Source organism: Staphylococcus sp. HMSC063A07 (assembly GCF_001836955.1).
GTDB lineage: Bacteria > Bacillota > Bacilli > Staphylococcales > Staphylococcaceae > Staphylococcus > Staphylococcus lugdunensis.
Genome location: NZ_KV830916.1, coordinates 61,257 through 80,314, shown reverse-complemented (window position 1 = coordinate 80,314; position 19,058 = coordinate 61,257). Strand labels below are relative to the sequence as shown.

Sequence of the window (19,058 nt, the reverse complement as noted above, 5' to 3'; positions counted from 1 at the left end):
GGCGGGACTACGAATTCATTATGAATTCTGGCCCGCTCCCTTTTTATTTCAATTATTTTCTTTGTCAGCAACTATTTATATAAAAACGCTACGAAGTATCTACTATTATTCTGTGCTTTCTTTGAAAACAAAGTAGTTAACTATTTGTAACATCATCAAAGCAAGTGCAGCAATAGAAATAATAATAAGATATGGTGTGCTGTTATATTCACCTTTTAAATTAACTAGAGGTGTCACAAGTCCCCCTAGCAATGACTGTAGTAACCCTAGCAAACTTGATGCACTACCCGATCCTGTCGTACGTTCATCCATCGCAATCGCGAAACCTAGTGTTGCAACACCTGTAACTGGTGCAACAAGTACAATCAAACCTATGATTAAAATCCAAAATGACCAATGATTAGTTAATACGAAACCTACAATAATCACGCCTACAATTTGGATTACTGTCAGTATTCTTAATAATTGCTGTCTATCAACATAATCTACTAATTTTCCTGTTAATTGACTTGAGATAATTAGCGTAACACCAATCGATGCAAAGATAAGACTAAAAGCAAATGGTGACTGACCATATATTTTTTGAATAAGAAACGGTGATGCTGAAATATAGCTAAATAGCATGATGAAGGTTACGCCTTGTATCAGCATTGGCAATACATATTTTGGTGTAGCTAATAGCTTTCCAAAATTTTTAAAAATAACTTTAATGCCACTTGTCTCACGTTGCTCAATATGCAGTGATTCTGTAACTTTTAGGGCTGAACCTAACAGCATCAGTATGCCAAAAACAGTAAGTACAATAAAGACCGTTCGCCAAATAGACACACTTAAAATAATGCCACCAAGTGTTGGTGCGATAATCGGCGCGATGCCATTGACTAACATTAATAATGCTAGGAATTTGGTAAGTGCTTTACCACTATATAAATCACTCGCTATTGCTCGGGAAATGACAGCACTCGCGCCCCCTGTTAGCCCTTGAACAAAGCGTAGTACTATCATCACCCATATATTACTGACAAAAATAATACTAAAGCTGGCTAGTGTAAAGATAAACATCGATACTACTAGTGGCATCTTTCTACCTATTGCGTCCGAAATAGGACCTACAAATAAATTGCCGAGCGCTAAACCAATCATAAATAAGGATAAGGTTAATTGTGAAATTGCTGTCGATGTATTAAAATCATGCTTAATTTCTGGTAACCCAGGCAAGAACATATCAATCGATAACGGTCCAATTGCCGTAAGTGCACCTAAAATAATAATAAATATTAATGATTGCTTATCACGTTGTTGTGATGACACCTAATCACACCTTTCTATAGTTAAGTTTCTCAATATAATTAAGATAAAACTAGGACAGAAACCTTTAATATTTAAAAGATTTCTGTCCTTTCACCGCGCTGTTAATCTACTTTAACTAATTTATAACCTAAGTCATCTTTGCTTTCTTCTAAAACATAATTTTTCACAACAGGTAATCCATTGAGTCCAAAACCTTGCACTTTAGCTTTAATCGTGTCGCCTGTTTGATCTACGCTTAAGATAATCGGTGACACGAGTCGTGCACTTGTGTTAGATGCAATATTTTTGCGTACTTTATCATAACTGCTAGACCCTTTTTTCAAAAATGAATGAACAAGTGAAAAATCACTTTGAGCTATGGCTTGATTTAATGATAATGAATAACTGCTGAAAAAGCTACCTAGTTTATTTTTCAACGAGTTATCTTCTTTTTCCTTTTTCTCTATATAATCTGAAATATCATCATCATCAAATGACACTGTCACATCGGTATTATCCGTTAATTTATCTGCTTTGATTGACTTTGTTTCTGTTTCAAATGTCTTACCTTTAACTTTACCAGTTGCTGACACTGTAATATCTTTATTCTTCGGATAAGGACCATATACTTTGGCGTTGCCATAATCCCAAGTTCTATCATTAATTTTTACTTTTAATGAACTGCGGCTTAATTGTTCTCCATTTTTAATCTTAACGTGAACTTTGGCTTCATTAAAATCTTCATTCACATCTACCGTATTGCTATTTGCATATTTAAAATCAAACTTCAAGTAGCCAGTAAACACACCGTTGTCGGTAATTTTTTTAGCGTCAATTGCATAATTTCCTGGTATAAATTTACCGATAGTGGTTTCTTTATCCGCTTCTGCAACGACTTTCTTATTGCGACCATCATCTTTAAATTCATACTTCGTATCTTCTTTAGGTTTAACCGTAACTTCTTTTGTTGGCGGCGTAAAACTCATATTATTGAAAATCAAATAACGTCGACCATTTTTGCTGACACGTAACACATTTTCCCCAGCACGTGTTTGTAAATAAGCAGCTACACGTGTCTCGCTTTTATTTAACTTTTCAACTGTTTCTCTTATATCAAAGATAAATTTTGTCATACCGACTTCCTTTTTAATGTATTTGATATAAGTTTGTGCTTCTGTTTCATCGACTTTATTATCTCGTGTAGTTAACATCGTAGCGACCTTTTGCGAATCATCATTATCAATCGCATTTATTAATATTTTCGCTTGTGCATCTGGAGAGTTAAAATTTTTTAACAATACAAAGACGATAATTAACAATATGATAATAAACCCACCGATTGCCCACGGTACAATTTTCTTAAGCCGAATTGTTGCCTCGTTTGAAGCTTGATTTGAGCTATTTTCGCCATTGTCGTTAATAGTTGCACCACAGTTTGGGCAATGATTGGTTTGTTCATTCTTTATTTCTTCACCACATTTAGGACACGTAGTCATATTGTCACCTCGTTTCTCTTTTCAGCATCATTTCACATACATGTTTTATTATGTAGTCATTCCATAGTATTGCACGTTTATAATCATAATCTTATATTTAATCAAATTGCTTGTTGAATTGTTTTATTCTTGAGTCAATGATGCACAACACGTTGAGTGCTTGTTCAATCTCGTTACTTGAAAAATCTTTGACCATGTCATTGGCAATTCGACTAAGTATATTTTTACTCTCATCAATATATTGCTGTCCTTTTGTTGATAATTTGATATATTTTAAGCGTTGATCAATATGACTATTGGGCTTTTCAAGACAAACCAGCTTAGCATCGATTAATTTTTTTATGCGTCGACTAACAGCAGCTTTATTTACGCCTTGTTTTTCTGTGATTTCAGTAATGGTCAATGCCTGATGATTGCTTAATAGTCTTAAAACATTAGACTGCTCCACTGAAATACCGTATTCATTTTGAATGTCTTTGAACAATTTAGCTGTAAGTGTGTTCACATCATCGATAAACTGTTTCATAAAATCAATATGACTTTTTGATATTGTACTCATGATACGCTCCTTGAATGTTCTATCTTTTGTCCGAATTAATAATGTATTCAAATAATTTTATCAATAATAGGGCTATAAAGAAACTTATTTATTTACAAAATTTCAACTTTATATTTGCGCAGTTATTTGAATTCCATTACATTAAATACATAATCTATATAATGAGGTTTACTTTATGTTAAGTATTAGTATAGCTTTTTTAACCTTTATATGTATCGTACCTACGCTCTTTAATAGTCAAACCTTTGTATCATTACGTCTCTATTTTATTTCTGTTATCTTAGCTTTTTCATTTGTACTAATAAATTTATGGCAACAAAGTTTTGTTTTATGTTATTTTTCTTTATTTATTGTACTGGTTACTGTGTTATTTGTTAAACATTTTTATCTTATAAAGCAGCAACAAGGTCGACAATTATTGCAAGAATTAATGAAATATATTTATCGCCTCTTATTATTTAGTTGCGCTTGTGCTTATATTAGCCTAATTCATGTACCCGTGTTCACCGGTTTATTTATATGGTTTAGTCTTATTGCTATCAGTACGCTAACAACATTTGCATTATATTTATGTTTCTCATCAGCTTTTGGCAGAATGACAAACCATTGTACTTTTGATGGCATTATTGTGTTAGGTGCAGGTATTTTTACTGAAGCTGTCACACCTTTGTTAGCTAGTCGTTTAAACCGAGCACTATCAATATACAATCAACAATCACACTGTACAATCATTGTCAGTGGCGGTCAAGGTAAAGATGAACCAATTTCTGAAGCATTAGCAATGAAACGCTATCTTCTTTCACACGGTGTACCGGAACAATCTATTATCATGGAAGCACATTCTACAAACACTGCTGAAAATTTTCTTTATAGTAAATCAATTATCGATGCAATGACACCTAAACCAAATAAGCTCCTTGTAGTAACAAGTCAATTTCATATACTTAGAGCTTTACGCTTTGCCCAGAAGTTTGGGCTACCGGTTCAAGGTATTGGAAGTTCAACACCCTGTCATTTATTAGCACGTTCGCTCATTCGAGATTTCCTTGGTTTGATGCATCAATATAAATTGTTGCTTACATTATACTTTGCATTATTGTTTATTAGCGCCATACTTTTGAACTTATAAAAATACAGAAGCAGATCATTTCTATGTAAATTTTAATAGAAATGATCTGCTTCAACATGTCAGAAACATTTATGCCCCAGCCTATTCAGACTAACCTGGTACAATTTGACCGTCATATAATTGAATTACTCTATCAGCATATGCAAATAAGCGTTCATCATGGGTTATCATTATTCCCATCATATGGTTACTTTTAATTTGTGTTTTAATCATATCAACAACTTGTACTGCACGCTTAGCATCTAAACTTGCTGTGGGTTCATCTGCTAAAATAATTTTCGGTTGATTCATAAAAGCACGCATAATGGCCACACGCTGCTTTTCTCCACCAGAGAGCATATGAGGATAAGCATCCAGCCGATGTGCTAAGCCTATATCACTTAATAACGTACGTGCACGTTGTTGGGCATCATTATGAGATTGTCCTGCCTCCTTACCTACTAATGTCAATTGCTCTATGACACTTAAATATGGGATTAAATAAGCTGCTTGAAAAATAAAGCCTATATCGGTTAACCTTAATGCACTATTATGACTTTGTGTCGAAAATAATGGTTTGTCATTCACTTCAATTGTCCCCTCGGTTGGTGTTAACAAACCACCCAGCATTGTTAGCAATGTAGTTTTACCTGAACCAGAGGCGCCGTTCAAAATAACGAACTCACCGTCAGCAATTTCAAAATCTATCCCTTTTAATACTTGTGTTTTTGCCTCACCTTGTCCAAATGTTTTACGAAGATTAGCTACCTTTAAAGTCATGATGCATTTCCTCCAATCGCTTCTATAGGATCCACTTTTAATACTTTTATCATTGATAATAACGCACCGATTAAAGCGACAAGGACAAAACCACCCAAAATCACTAAAATGTTAGTCAAATGAATATAAAACGGCATTGTTACTGGCATAACAAATGTTAAACTCCATATCAGACCAACCGCAATACTCACTCCAAATAAAGTAATCAACATAATTTGTCCTATGAGTGCTATAAGTAAATGACGTGTCTTAATACCAATGGCTTTTAATATACCAATTTGGGAAATCTTTTGAATCGTCATAACGTAAAAGAACGCACTTAGCACAATGGCAGTAATGACAAATAAACTCATGACCATTAAATTTAACGGTGCTTGTTCTGCCTGATAACTGGCTATATTTGCTTGCAATGTATCTGGTTTAACAAGCTCTAACTTAGAATCATCTGCAAGTTGTGAACGTTGTTCCTCATTTAAATCTTTCACTGGGAACACAGTCGCAGCTTGTTTATTCAGTTGTTCGAAACCTTCTTGAGTCATCCATAACATTGAGCTATGCGCATACATCGTATTCTCTAAAATACCTGTAACATGATAGTGGGTTGAATGACCTTTAAAATGGACCTTATCACCAATCTGTATGCCTTTAGCAGTCAATTTATTATTGATTGCTATATCGTGTGCTTTTTTAGGATAGGTCCCAGCTTGCAATTGTGGTTTAAATGTCTTATCAGTAGTAACCGTCATTACATCAAGTGAATCTTGATTAACAGTTAATACTTGTGGCTTTAAACGTGTCGGTTGTTGCTGTAATATTGTTCTTACTTTTGATGTGTCTTGAGCAGAAATATTAGATTTCTCCAACTGAGGCTGTGACATCTTTTGCATCACATAATGTTGTGCATGTTGTTGTTCAAAGAATGAAATATTTTCGCGTGCCAATCCTTGTGCCAGCCCTGTAATAAATAACACCATACTGGCCAACAAAATAATGATAAGCGTAATTAATATATAGCGAAATTTGTAAAATGTAATTTCTCGCCAAGCAAGTTTCATCATCTGTCACTTCCATTTCAAATTGATGGTTTGAATATAGCTATGGAATGTGAACTGAATATGAACTAGATGACATTTGTTCAAAATGACTTAACACCGTATAATAAAGAATAAAAAAGGAGCGTGTAGCGTGGTTAATTGTCTTATTGTGGATGACGATCAAACGATTTTAGATTATGTAGCTTCCCATTTAAACAATGAGGGCTATCATACTTATACTAAACCGAGTGGTACAGCGGCCTTACAATTTTTAGAACAGCAAACTGTCGATATCGCGATTGTTGATATTATGATGGCTGGTATGGACGGGTTTGAATTATGCCAGCAAATAAAACTTGATTTTGATCTACCAGTCATTATGTTAACGGCACGTGATGCACTTACAGATAAGGAGCGCGCTTTTTTAAGTGGTACAGATGACTATGTCACAAAGCCATTTGAAATTAAGGAACTTATTTTTCGAATTAAAGCTGTACTTCGCCGCTATCAAATCAATGCTGAACACATTATACAACTAGGCAACCTGACATTAAATGATAATTACATGGAAGTACAAGTAGATCATAAGACGATGACTTTACCCAAAAAGGAATTCCAATTATTATATATGCTCACGAGTCATCCTAAACAAGTGTTTTTACGAGATACGCTTATTGAAAAGGTGTGGGGATTTGATTATGAGGGAGATGAGCGAACTTTAGACGTCCATATCAAACGCTTGAGACAACGCTTATCAAAATTAGCAGCCAATGTGACAATCACAACCGTCCGTGGCCAAGGATACAAGGTGGAAGCCCATGTTTAAATCTTTATATTCAAGAATCGCCATCTATACCATTACCGTTATTTTACTAAGTGCCATCCTTAGCTTTTTCATATCAAATGTCTACTATCATTTCAATTTAAAGCCTAAAAATGACCAAAAAATTATGACAACGTTAAAGGATGCAAGACAATTTGATGCCGCACAACAACATCAAGTTTCATCATCATTTTTCAAGCATCTCGCTGATATGAATTATCAAATTATGACGGTGGACAAATACGGTCATAAACATTTTTATGGTGCCGATTTTCGCAAAGATACCCTCTCAGCAACCAATATTCAACGTGTACTACAAGGTCATGATTATCATGGTATTGCGAAACAGCCTTTTCAATTGTTAGTCACAGGCTTTTTTGACAATGAAACAGATAATACAGTCGGTGTAAGATTTAAAAGTTCAGAGGGATATGTTGCAGTATTTATGCGTCCTGACATTGGACAAACATTTAGTGAATTTAGAATCTTTTTAGCACTTCTGATCATTTTGTTGCTCATCATTTCAATTTCACTCATTATCGCTTCAACATACGCCATTATTAAACCTATACAGTCATTAAAATATGCCACAGAGCGACTGATGCATGGTGATTTTGATACACCTATTAAACAAACGCGAACAGATGAAATTGGCATTTTGCAATATCGTTTCGATACGATGCGACAATCACTAAAGCAAGTTGATGCGATGCGTCAACACTTCGTGCAAAATGTCTCTCATGAGATGAAGACACCTTTAACTCACATTCATCACGCATTAACACAACTACAAGCAAGCGACGATAAAGCGACACAACAAACAATTATCAATGATTTATTCACCATAACTTCACGCTTAAGTGACTTAACTAGAGAGTTGTTAATACTTTCAGAACTTGACAATGCAAGTCATATTCAATTGAATTCAACGATACAGTTAGATCTATTACTCCAAGACTTGATTCGCCATGAACAATATTTAATTGAACGTAAAAATATTATCGTATACGCTGAATTACTACCTTCAAGCCTGTTAGGTAATGAGCGATTATTGCATCAAGCCTTTGAAAATTTACTGCGCAATGCGATCAAATATACTAATAATGAAGGTGCAATTAATATCAAACTTCAACATCGAAACAATCACGTTCATTTTACGATACAAAATGATGGTCAGCCGATGACTAAAGAAGCACAGTTGCACATCTTCGACCGCTTCTATAAAGTAAATTCAAATGACACAAGTAATGGACTGGGATTATCAATTACTCAAGCAATTGTTCAGCTTCACCATGGTCACATTGAAGTAGAGAGTAACAATCTTATTGGAACACAATTTACAGTCATACTCCCTTTCAAACCGTAAGCAATGTTCTATGATCAATTGTTATATTTTAAAAATAAAATTGCTGCTAGCAACATATATTAGTTAAACAATAAAAATGGTACTTTCTAGTTTTATTTCCATAGAAAGTATCATTTTTATTTTTAAAGCATGATGTAATATATTTCAGATTCAAGTGATTTTATAGTGCCTAAATATATATCATCAGCCCTATTTTACCGCTTATCACTGAATCATAACCACATAGCGATAAGCTATTTCTTCAAATATGATTTCATGCTTAAATAGAGCTAAAGAAAGGAGTCGCCATGAAATTAAAATTATTTATTAGTCCAAAGGAAACTGAACAATATGTGGCTGTACATTCGCCTATATTAGATAACGACACTCAAACTGTTATTGACACAGTGAACCAATTATCACAGCCAAAATATCTCACTGCTCGTCATGATGAAGATATCTATCGTCTGGCTATCACAGATATCACCACATTTCGCACTCAGCATAAAACGGTAACAGCAGTTAAAGACCATACAACATATGTTGTGAAAGAACGATTATATCAGCTAGAAAACATGTTAACCTCAAACTTTATCAGAATTTCAAAATCAGAAATTGTGAATATCGATAAAATTATAAAACTACAATTAGAACCCAACGGCTTAATCCGCATGTATTTAGAAGGCTGTGATTATACCTATTCTTCACGGCGCTATTTAAAATCTATCAAGGAGCGATTATCAATATGACATCACTTTCTAAAAGCTTATTTATTAGTCTTATTATTGGCCTATCACTATCCATCATATTTAGCATGATATCAAATGGTGAACACTACTATCCGTTAGCACCAGATTCAACATTCGGACAGCTTTATTATCAACACTTCAATGGACCTACTGTCATGTTGTTATCTATTATTATTTGGCTGCTGATCGGCATGGTATTTTTTGCAACAAACTTTATTTTTACGCATACCGATTGGAGTATTACTACTGCCACAGCATCACATTTCGTCTGTAGCTATCTTGGGTTTCTCCCTTTAGCTACATTTGCAGGCTGGTTCAACCTAGATTTATCACACATTACTAAATTTACGATTATCTTTATCATCATCTATATGATCATCTGGGTCGTATCATTTTTGAAAAACAGACGTTACGTCAATGAAATCAATCAGCAGCTTCAACAACGTTTGAAATAATAAAAATAATGAAGCAGGCAATTTCTATTAAGTTTCAATGGAAATTGCCTGCTTCATCTTGTCAAAGATATTGATGTCCTAGCCTATTTGGTTATATTATTGCACATGCAGGTGTTTTTGTATTTCTTTATTTACTGCATGATAAACATCTTCATGCTCTGATAACTTTAAGCCAAATGATGGTACCATTTCTTTTATTTTAGGCATCCAATCTTCAAACTCATCTCTATAGCAACGTTGTAATACATCAAACATGATATCAACTGCAGTAGATGCCCCTGGAGATGCACCAAGTAATGCTGCTAACGTGCCATCATCACTTGTAATCACTTCTGTCCCAAACTGTAAATTTCCTTTACTTTGTTCAGTATCTTTAATCACTTGTACACGTTGCCCAGCCGTAATGACTTCCCAGTATTCGTCTTGCGCATTCGGTACAAAGACACGTAAATCATTCATACGAGCTTCATTTGATAACATTAACTGCGAAACTAAATACTTTGTTAACCCTATTTCTTTAATACCAGCTGATAACATCGTGACTAAGTTATTAGGTTTAACTGATTTAATTAAATCCAAATTTGACCCTGTTTTTAAAAATTTAGGTGAAAATCCAGCAAATGGGCCAAATAATAGCGCGCGTTCTCCATTAACAAAACGCGTGTCTAAATGAGGTACTGACATAGGTGGCGCACCAATCTCTGCCTTACCATACACTTTGGCATGATGCTGTTGAATGACATCTGGATTGGTACATCTTAAGAAGAGACCACTTACTGGAAAGCCACCTATATGTTTAGAAGCCTTAATTCCAGTCTTTTGTAATAATGGCAAGCTGGCACCACCTGCGCCTATAAAGACAAAACGTGACTCATACGTTGTAATATGATTTGTTGCTAAATCTTTAATAGTCACCAGCCAAGCCCCATTATCTAATTGTGCTAAATCTTGAACTTCATGCTGATAATGAACATCCACATCTTTTGTTTTCAACTGTGCAATCAACTTCTTAGTTAATGTACCAAAATTCACATCCGTACCTGTTTCATCTCGTGTTAAGGCAATAGGCACATGAGATGTTCTTCCTGCCATCATTAACGGTACCCATTCGGTAATTTTTTCTTTGTCTTCTGTATAAACCATTTTTTCAAATAATACGTTCTTCTGTAGCGCTTTAACACGATTTTTCAAAAACCTCACATTATTCACGCCTTTGACAAAGCTCATATGTGGTACAGCTTGAATGAAGTCTCCTGGCTCTGTTAAATGGCCAGTACGCACAAGGTAAGCCCAAAACTGTTTAGATATTTGAAACTGTTCGTTAATCTTGATTGCTTTCGTACAATCAATGTCGCCGTTTTGTCCTTCTTTCGTATAATTCAGTTCACATAATGCTGAGTGCCCTGTGCCAGCATTATTCCATACATTTGAACTTTCTTCCCCCGGTTGTGCTAACTTCTCAAATAATTTAACGTCTTTATCTGGTGAGAGCTCGGTAATAAGCGTACCTAATGTCGCACTCATAATTCCTCCACCAATTAAGATAACATCTGTCTTGCTAGGTGCTTGATTCATAACAAACACTTCCCCCTTTATCGTTTCACAACTAAGACTGACAAACAAACGCTTGTTTTAAAGCGCTTTCTTAATTAATGTTAAAAAATTCACCTTATTTAGGTGCTTTTTCTTAATTATAATGACTAACTCAATTATATACATAAATGAACTATGAAAAAAGCTTAAACAAGTATATTTGTTCAAATATTTTCAATTATTCATAATATTTTGTGCATTGTGCTTGCTAAGTTATTTCCAGCATATGTTTAGACATGATATAATTTTTATAAACTATTTCACTAAAGAGGGCAATTTTTATGAAGTCTTTTACTTTTTTAATGCACAATATTTATGCCTTAGGTGGCACAGTTAAAGCAGTTTCTCAATTGGCAAATACTTTAGCAGAGCGCGGCCATGACGTTACGATTGTCTCAGTTCTGCGTGCAGCCGACACACCTTATTTTGCGTTGAACAATAACATTAAGGTGATAGACCTTGTCGATTATCGTCTCAAACCACAAAATATAAGTGGTATTATCGCAAATCGTATCCGTAAATTCACGCCATTACTAAAGCCTAAAAAAATATCTAAATATGAACCAGGACTTACTCAATTATCTAGTTTTATTGAAAAGAAAATCATTGCCAGCATTAAGCAAACCGCAACTGATGTATTAGTCGGAACACGTGCCAGTTATAACATACTCGTGGCACAATTCGCTCCTAAAGATGTCTTTACTATTGGAATGGAACATATGAACTTCGACGCACATCCAACACGTTATCAGCACCAAATAATACGTGCTTATCAAGGTTTAGATGCCGTAACAACATTAACTGATAGTGATCAATTCGCCTATCAACAACGCATCCAAACGCCAGTTTACATAGTTCCTAATATTATTAATCATCGTTTCATTGGAGCCCAAAAACAAAACATCATTATTAGCGCTGGTCGCTTAGACTATGAAAAAGGATATGACTTACTCATAGAAGCTGCACGTCGCATACAAGATGATTTGCGCCAAATTCGTTATCAAATCCACATCTACGGTGAAGGAAAAGAAAAGGCAGCATTAATCAATATGATAGAACAGTATAACCTAAATGATATTATAAAATTGTTTCCTGCCACAAAAGACTTAGATAAGAAACTATCACGTAGTAAAATAACTGTCGTCCCATCAAGAAATGAGGGCTTTGGCATGGTTATTCTTGAAGCCATGGCACAGCATAATATTGTGATTAGCTTTAAAGACACTTTAGGACCATCTTATATTATCAATGCCGGAACCAATGGTTATTTGGCAGACTACGGAGATGCCGGATCATTGGCTAAATACATTGATATTGCGACACAATATTACACAAAATTAACCCCAATGATTGAAGCAGGCCAACAAACGTTAAAGCAATATACTGCTGACCATGTGTATGCTGCGTTTATGGCTATTTTCAAAGGATAAGTTGTATTTGAAGGACAGCTTATGACAGCGTAAATATTCATATATAGATGCAATCATATTAACTAGCAAAATGGATTCTGTATATAATCAAAGAAAATGAGAGCGGGACAGCGAATTCACAATGAATTCGTTGTCCCGCTCCGTCATGGTTGCCGTACTTAATCGTTTACAGAGAAACGATTAAGTACTGATTTATTAAGTTCTTTTCTAGAATATTAATGAAAGTATGAATGTCCAAATACATACGAAGATTAATAATCCAATACTATATTTAAGTGTCATTTTTAATAAGTCAGATTCTTTACCAACTTGTTTAACAGCAGCTGTAGCAATAGCTATTGATTGAGGAGAAATCAATTTTGCAGCTACCCCACCAACTGTATTTGAAGCAACTAAGAGTGAACCACTTGTGCCAATTTGTTGTGCTACAGATGCTTGAATTGGAGCAAATAGCGAGTTGTTGTTTACAACTGAACCAGTCATAAATACACCAATCCATCCTAGAATTGGAGATAATACTGGGAAGACATTACCTGCTTTTGCAATACCTTGACCCATGGCACTACTTAAACCACCGTATGTTGTGATTTTAGAAATGGCTAAGATGAAACATATAGTTAAAATAGGTAACCAAAGTTCTTTAAACGTTACACCAAATAATCGACCAGCATCACCAAAGCTAACTTTTTTAGCCATTAACACAGTAATCAGAATAGTGATTAAAATAGCGGTACCAGTTTGTCCAATGAAGTTAAATGATAACATGATTGGTTTGTGTGCAATATCACTAAACGTACCAGGTAAACTGAAGTTTAACACGAGTGATGAGAGTTTACCTTTTGGCAAGAATAATCCTTTAAATGAAGGTGAACTCCAAACCATCACAATCACAGTTAAGATAATGAAAGGACTCCAAGCATATAATACTTGTTTTGCTGTAAGATGTTTTGTTGGTTCAGGTTTAACATCTTTTTGAACTCTAAAGATATTTTTAGGTTGGAATTTTCTAGAGAATAAAGCTAATGCCCCCATTGATGCTAATGGTGGTACAATGTCAGCTAATTCTGGACCGTTGAATACAGTAAGTAAACCTTGTAAGACTGTATACGTAATAGATACTACTAATATAGCTGGTAAAGTTTCTTTAATACCTTTGAAGCCATCGATAATCGCAATTAATAAGAATGGAATAAAGAAGTTAATGATGGCTAAAGTTAACGTAGATGTTTGAGATACACCCATAGCTGTAACATGTCCAGGCAAGTGTAATGTATCAACAATACCTACTGGAATTCCGATGGCACCAAATGCACCAGACGCTGCATTGGCTACCAAACACAACATCGCAGCTTGTAAAGGTCTGAAACCTAATTGAGTAAGTAATAAGGCACAAATTGCAATTGGTACACCAAAGCCTGCTGCCCCTTCTAAAAAGGCATTAAATGAAAAACCAATCAATAATAATTGAATACGTTGGTCTTGTGAAATGCTTGTAATGCTATCTTGAATTGTTTGGAATTGACCAGATTCTTGTGTAATTTTATAAAGTAACACGGCCATCATTACAATATAGCCAATTGGAATAATACCTTGGTAGAAACCTTCTACTACGGCACCAGTAGCAATGCCACCAGGAAGTTTAAAGAATGGAATGGCGATAAGCAAAGTGACAACTAAAGTAGTGATTGCAGCATAAATCCCTTTCATTTTAAAAACTGTAAGACATAATAAGAATAAGATAATTGGAATAGCTGCAACAATGCTTGATAACAATAAGTTATCAAAAGGATTAAAAGATTGAACTAACATACATGACTCCTCTTTCTGTAGTTTATTTACAATGAACACAACGTGTGCATTCATCAGTTAGCCTTTGTGAAGTTTTTCACAATAAAAATATAACACCTTTATACCTATAATACAATACTATTTCTAATGAATTCTATACAAAAATAAGCATTTAAAACCAAAAATTAGCATTGTATTTTTTACGAGAAATATGTAACTATCGTTTTATTGGATTGTAAGCCGCATATCAGTGAATTATCTAATCTGACATGGTAAAATAAATGAAAATCGCTAACAGATAGAAGGTTAAATCATGCTGAAACAAATTAACATTTCTCATATGGAACAATTAACGAGTCAACTAGAAAGTGCATTAGCTGACGGCTATACGCACTTTGCTCCTTATGCGAACGAAATTAAAATTCACCAAGACATGCTGAAGTCTGTCACTTTACACCCTCATCCAATCGTCGTTGATTATACAATCAACGGAGAATATTTAAATGATTGTCGATATTTTGGTCAAGCTCAAGTTGACTTTAAAACATGGTCACAAAATATTAATCATTATCCTAACCTTGTTTACCATATTCCAACCGCTTTGCATCATTTATCCACGGATGTCGTTCATAACATTTTTGACTTAGCGCTTATGACATTATTATTTGATGATGTCGTAGTCGATGGTCACGTGGCATATGATTTTACTCAACCAATACAGGCAAGCGAGACATTTTGGACTTGGTTAGCTGATCAGCAAATGAACTCAACGAATTATTTTGAATTAAACAAATTAGCGTATCAGCAATACCAAGCTATCCCGTTCCCACAACCGCAATATAAAGATGATAGTAGTAAAATGCGCTTTGCCGATAGCTGGTTAGTAACGACAAAATTCAAATTACCTAAATGGCTATATAACATGATGCACCAACATGCTGTCAATAATCACAAAAAACTAAGCTATCTTTATCAAAAGGATACATCAAAGGTTAAAGATCACGTTGTTTTCTTAGGCTTTGATCATGGTTATCGTGGTAATTCAAAATACTTATTCAATCATTTTATAAAGCGCAATCCTATGGTGGATACGTATTTCATTACAGATGAACGTAAAGGTCCAAATTTTATTTCTACTTCTGCAGAAAACAAACAAGAACTGATTGAAAGTGCCAAAGTTGTGGTGATTGAAAGTTATATGCCAGATACATATCATCCAAATGGTACAATTATCCAACTCTGGCACGGTTCACCCATTAAACGCTTATTTTTAGATAGTGCTGAACCATATGAAAATAGCAATATCTATAATTATCGTGCACGTAAATATAATAAATGGCTTCAACAAGATTATCTTGTCGTTGATGCCACATCTGTAGTACCATATTTCAATTCAGCTTTTCCAAATCAAGAGACTAACGTCTTGCCTGTGGGTTATCCACGTGTAGACTATTTACTACAGCATCGTCATGACCGTGCCCAAGTCAAACACATCAGCAAGAAACTTCATATCACTGATGATAAGCCTGTACTTCTATATGCGCCAACATGGCATAAAGACACGGTACAACAACATTTGACAATTACAGATGATTTATTGCAACAGTACCATATTATATTCAAAGGTCATGTTGAAGCACAACAAGATTACAGTTTACCAGAGCGTGTGATTCGTGCGCCTAAAGATATTGAGACACAAGATTTAATATTAATCGCCGATATCATTGTTACAGATTATTCCTCTATCATCTTTGACGCATTGACCATAGATAAAAAGGTATGTCTATTTACACCACAACACGAAACGTACCAACAAGAACGTGGTATTTATGAACATGTCTTGTCCGCACTTCGACCCGTATGGTATAAAGACGAGGCATTGTTACATGAGGATTTAATTGAACAGCGCATTCCATCCATCAATCATCCTTTTGTCAATAAATCAAATCATGCATTAGCAGAGATTACGGACGTGATTTTAAAAGAACTCCATAAGAAACACGCTGATAACTAAAAAAGATTACAGCCGACGCTCTTATTAACGTCGGCTGTAATCTGTTATTTAGGTTGATATGCTGGTTCAATAATACTTGGTTGACCTTGTCCATTCACTGATACAATGGTATAAGTTCCTTGTTGTTTAGGATTTTTAAAACTAAACAGATACTCATAGCGTCCATTATGAGATTGAATGGCATAATCATTATATTGACATTGCATTTGGTGAATTTTATTTACTTCTTGATTCGCTTTTGTTAAAGCGTTTTTGAAGTTAGGCAATTGTTTTAAAGCTGTATTTTCATTACCGTTAAATATTGTTAGCTGTCTTGAGACATAAGCTGCATTGGGACTTTGATATGGCTTAACATAATGAGATTGTCCTTTGTTATTATTAGCTTGGTTGTTCTGATTTGTTGCTTGACCTTGTTGAGCACCAGACTGCGATTGAGAAGCATTATTTTGCTTGTTGCTGTTTTTCTCTGAGCTGTTGTCTTTTGAGTCATTCGTTGCTTGCTCATCGTCATCTTTTTGAACATTTGATTTCTTATCTTTCTTATCTTTTTGTTTGTTTTTATCTGTTTTTTGGCTATCATGTTGTTCTGATTTGTTAGTATCTTCCTTATTACTGTTGCCATCATCGTGCGAACAGGCCGCTAAAGATAAAGATAGAATCAATATACTTGCTAATAATCTTTTCATTATAACTCCTCCATTATCTTATCGTCTAAGCATTATGACATGCTTGATACTTATACTATACATTAAAAATACTAATTTTATGTTAATTTTTAAGTTTTTTATTTACAAATTTCGTACAAATTAAAAAAAGTGACAGAATTCATTATGAATTTGTAGTCCCGTTCCGGCACAATTGACTAGAATTGAAAAACAGCTTGGTATCAGCTTATTTTCAATGCAGTCAACTACTGCCAATATTTAGTTCATAGCTTTAAATATGATGATGCACTAGACGCTACTAAACCTTTAAAAATTAATCCGCCACGCTGCGTTCCATAATTAAATCGATATCAATGACATCTCCCGTCTTAAATTCATGTTGTCCAGTTACTTTAAAACCACATGTCTTATAAAATGCTAAGGCTTGAGGATTATGTTCCCATACGCCTAGCCATACCTTTGTCTTTTGATATTCCAACGCCTTATTGAGAGCCAGTTGAATAAACTTTTTCCCTCTACCTCCACCTTGATATGCTTTATCAAAGTAAATGCGTTGTATTTCTAAATATGCTGGACCCTTAGCTTCCGTTTGGGCAGCATCGATATTTAATTTTAAATATCCCACAATTTGTCCTTTGACTTTATAAAAGTAATGAAATGATTCGGGGTTGTGAAATTCTGTCGTTAAAATATCTAAACTGTAATTCTCTGCAAAAAATTGTGAAAAATCAGCTTCTGAATAAGACCCTTCAAATGTAGCATGAAATGTGCGTTGCGCAATTGCTTGTAAATCTTCAATTTCTGAAGCTTGTACTGCAGTGATAGTTTCCTTTGTCATCATGATCAACTCCCTTTAAAATGGTTAGATTCTCCCACATAAGACCATTAAATTTAAGATAACACAAATTTATCATTGATAATCTTTATCAATGAGTATAAAGTTATAATTGAAATGAATAATCCATTTGGAGTGAGGTTTTAACTATGTTACCAAACATTTTTGCAGTAGGTATTACCGGTCCTACAAGTTTAGTTATTATTAGTATAATCGCATTAATTATTTTCGGTCCTAAGAAATTACCCCAGTTCGGTAAAGCTATTGGCAGTACATTACGAGAATTTAAGGCAGCAGCCGAACACTTAGATGAAGATCATTCACTTGATACTCCCAGTAAAGAGTCCAAATCACAACGAGAGCAATCTAAGTAATTATACCCTGTTGGAACACATTGATGAATTGCGCAGACGCTTCGTCAGGATAATCATTGCATTTTTGGTATCTACCATCATTGTATACGCATCATCACATTGGTGGATAAATCCATTTATCAACTATATCAAGCGCGCAAATGTAACGTTACACGCCTTCTCATTTACTGAAATGATACAAATTTATGTCATGATTATCTTCTTCGTGGCACTATGCCTAATAGTGCCATTCGTTTTTTATCAACTATGGGCATTTATTGCGCCAGGATTACATCAAAATGAACGTCGATTTATTTATCGCTATAGTATATGGTGTGCAGGGTTGTTTATTCTAGGCGTATTATTCGCATTCTATATCGGATTTCCTTTAGTTATTAATTTTTCACTGAATTTATCGGAAATGCTACATATTGACCCAACTATCGGCTTTAAGTCATATTTAGGCGAACTCATTCGTTGGTTGTTTGTCTTTGGTATCCTCTTTCAGTTACCGACGTTATTTATGGGACTGGCACGTTTTGATTTAATTGATGTACATCAATTGGGCAAATACCGCAAATATATTTATTTCGGTTGTTTTGTTGCCGCAAGTATTATCGCACCTCCAGATATCACACTCAATTTATTATTGACATTACCTATCATTCTATTGTTTGAATTTAGTATGTTTATTGCTAAAATCACACATAGCAATTAAAATTAGGCCGAGACAACAATCCC

At 34.6% G+C, this 19,058-nt stretch carries 18 protein-coding genes; 9 read left to right on the top strand and 9 right to left on the bottom strand.

Annotated elements, in window-relative coordinates; translation table 11 throughout:
- Positions 1 to 105: 105 nt before the first annotated feature.
- The 3 genes from HMPREF2597_RS05375 to HMPREF2597_RS05365 form a co-directional block, all read right to left on the bottom strand.
- Positions 106 to 1,311 (bottom strand): putative multidrug effflux MFS transporter TcaB, encoded by a 1,206-nt coding sequence (locus HMPREF2597_RS05375; RefSeq protein ID WP_002478771.1) that lies wholly within the window; start codon positions 1,309 to 1,311, stop codon positions 106 to 108.
- Positions 1,312 to 1,412: 101 nt separating this feature from the next.
- Complete coding sequence (locus HMPREF2597_RS05370; RefSeq protein WP_012990757.1) at positions 1,413 to 2,786, bottom strand: membrane-associated protein TcaA; 1,374 nt, start codon at positions 2,784 to 2,786, stop codon at positions 1,413 to 1,415.
- 97 nt (positions 2,787 to 2,883) lie between these two features.
- Positions 2,884 to 3,345, bottom strand: coding sequence for a MarR family transcriptional regulator TcaR (locus HMPREF2597_RS05365; protein ID WP_002460174.1), 462 nt, complete (start codon positions 3,343 to 3,345; stop codon positions 2,884 to 2,886).
- 175 nt (positions 3,346 to 3,520) lie between these two features.
- Here HMPREF2597_RS05365 and HMPREF2597_RS05360 point away from each other — a divergent pair, with 175 nt between their 5' ends.
- Complete coding sequence (locus HMPREF2597_RS05360; protein ID WP_002478769.1) at positions 3,521 to 4,474, top strand: YdcF family protein; 954 nt, start codon at positions 3,521 to 3,523, stop codon at positions 4,472 to 4,474.
- A 90-nt stretch (positions 4,475 to 4,564) separates the two neighbouring features.
- Here the strand turns inward: HMPREF2597_RS05360 and HMPREF2597_RS05355 are convergent, their stop codons facing one another.
- Together HMPREF2597_RS05355 and HMPREF2597_RS05350 are read right to left on the bottom strand one after the other, a co-directional pair.
- Positions 4,565 to 5,233: an ABC transporter ATP-binding protein gene (locus HMPREF2597_RS05355; protein ID WP_002478768.1), complete on the bottom strand. Its 669-nt coding sequence runs from the start codon at positions 5,231 to 5,233 to the stop codon at positions 4,565 to 4,567.
- On the bottom strand, positions 5,230 to 6,288 hold the full coding sequence (locus tag HMPREF2597_RS05350; protein ID WP_037553696.1) for an ABC transporter permease: 1,059 nt from the start codon (positions 6,286 to 6,288) through the stop codon (positions 5,230 to 5,232). Before HMPREF2597_RS05350 ends, HMPREF2597_RS05355 begins: the two co-directional genes overlap by 4 nt.
- Before the next feature lie 130 nt (positions 6,289 to 6,418).
- Between HMPREF2597_RS05350 and HMPREF2597_RS05345 the strand changes: the two genes are divergently transcribed.
- From HMPREF2597_RS05345 to HMPREF2597_RS05330, 4 genes are all read left to right on the top strand, one after another.
- Entirely contained in the window at positions 6,419 to 7,093 is a 675-nt protein-coding gene (locus tag HMPREF2597_RS05345) for a response regulator transcription factor (RefSeq protein ID WP_002460180.1), read from the top strand.
- Positions 7,086 to 8,456 (top strand): sensor histidine kinase, encoded by a 1,371-nt coding sequence (locus HMPREF2597_RS05340; RefSeq protein WP_002478766.1) that lies wholly within the window; start codon positions 7,086 to 7,088, stop codon positions 8,454 to 8,456. The genes HMPREF2597_RS05345 and HMPREF2597_RS05340 overlap by 8 nt, the downstream gene beginning before the upstream one ends.
- A gap of 287 nt (positions 8,457 to 8,743) precedes the next feature.
- A complete protein-coding gene (locus HMPREF2597_RS05335) occupies positions 8,744 to 9,184 on the top strand; it encodes a LytTR family DNA-binding domain-containing protein (protein ID WP_002460182.1) in 441 nt (146 codons plus the stop codon).
- Positions 9,181 to 9,639, top strand: coding sequence for a DUF3021 domain-containing protein (locus HMPREF2597_RS05330; protein ID WP_002478765.1), 459 nt, complete (start codon positions 9,181 to 9,183; stop codon positions 9,637 to 9,639). The genes HMPREF2597_RS05335 and HMPREF2597_RS05330 overlap by 4 nt, the downstream gene beginning before the upstream one ends.
- 96 nt (positions 9,640 to 9,735) lie before the next feature.
- Here HMPREF2597_RS05330 and mqo read toward each other — a convergent pair whose 3' ends face one another.
- Positions 9,736 to 11,214 (bottom strand): malate dehydrogenase (quinone), encoded by a 1,479-nt coding sequence (mqo, locus tag HMPREF2597_RS05325; RefSeq protein ID WP_070817222.1) that lies wholly within the window; start codon positions 11,212 to 11,214, stop codon positions 9,736 to 9,738.
- Between the two features lie 299 nt (positions 11,215 to 11,513).
- Here mqo and HMPREF2597_RS05320 point away from each other — a divergent pair, with 299 nt between their 5' ends.
- Positions 11,514 to 12,662, top strand: a complete 1,149-nt coding sequence (locus HMPREF2597_RS05320) for a glycosyltransferase family 4 protein (protein ID WP_002478764.1) — start codon at positions 11,514 to 11,516, stop codon at positions 12,660 to 12,662.
- Between the two features lie 207 nt (positions 12,663 to 12,869).
- Here the strand turns inward: HMPREF2597_RS05320 and HMPREF2597_RS05315 are convergent, their stop codons facing one another.
- On the bottom strand, positions 12,870 to 14,471 hold the full coding sequence (locus HMPREF2597_RS05315; protein WP_002478763.1) for an L-lactate permease: 1,602 nt from the start codon (positions 14,469 to 14,471) through the stop codon (positions 12,870 to 12,872).
- A 292-nt stretch (positions 14,472 to 14,763) separates the two neighbouring features.
- On the opposite strand from HMPREF2597_RS05315, the gene HMPREF2597_RS05310 reads away from it, so the two are divergent.
- Positions 14,764 to 16,464, top strand: coding sequence for a CDP-glycerol glycerophosphotransferase family protein (locus tag HMPREF2597_RS05310; RefSeq protein WP_002478762.1), 1,701 nt, complete (start codon positions 14,764 to 14,766; stop codon positions 16,462 to 16,464).
- A 44-nt stretch (positions 16,465 to 16,508) separates the two neighbouring features.
- Here HMPREF2597_RS05310 and HMPREF2597_RS05305 read toward each other — a convergent pair whose 3' ends face one another.
- Positions 16,509 to 17,150, bottom strand: coding sequence for a hypothetical protein (locus HMPREF2597_RS05305; RefSeq protein ID WP_002478761.1), 642 nt, complete (start codon positions 17,148 to 17,150; stop codon positions 16,509 to 16,511).
- Between the two features lie 292 nt (positions 17,151 to 17,442).
- Positions 17,443 to 17,970 (bottom strand): GNAT family N-acetyltransferase, encoded by a 528-nt coding sequence (locus tag HMPREF2597_RS05300; protein ID WP_012990755.1) that lies wholly within the window; start codon positions 17,968 to 17,970, stop codon positions 17,443 to 17,445.
- 143 nt (positions 17,971 to 18,113) lie between these two features.
- Here HMPREF2597_RS05300 and tatA point away from each other — a divergent pair, with 143 nt between their 5' ends.
- Both tatA and tatC read left to right on the top strand, forming a co-directional pair.
- Entirely contained in the window at positions 18,114 to 18,338 is a 225-nt protein-coding gene (gene tatA, locus HMPREF2597_RS05295) for a twin-arginine translocase TatA/TatE family subunit (RefSeq protein ID WP_002478759.1), read from the top strand.
- Between the two features lie 10 nt (positions 18,339 to 18,348).
- The gene (gene tatC, locus HMPREF2597_RS05290) at positions 18,349 to 19,035 is read left to right on the top strand and encodes a twin-arginine translocase subunit TatC (protein ID WP_173362266.1); all 687 of its coding nucleotides are present in this window, start codon (positions 18,349 to 18,351) and stop codon (positions 19,033 to 19,035) included.
- The last annotated feature ends 23 nt before the right edge of the window (positions 19,036 to 19,058 follow it).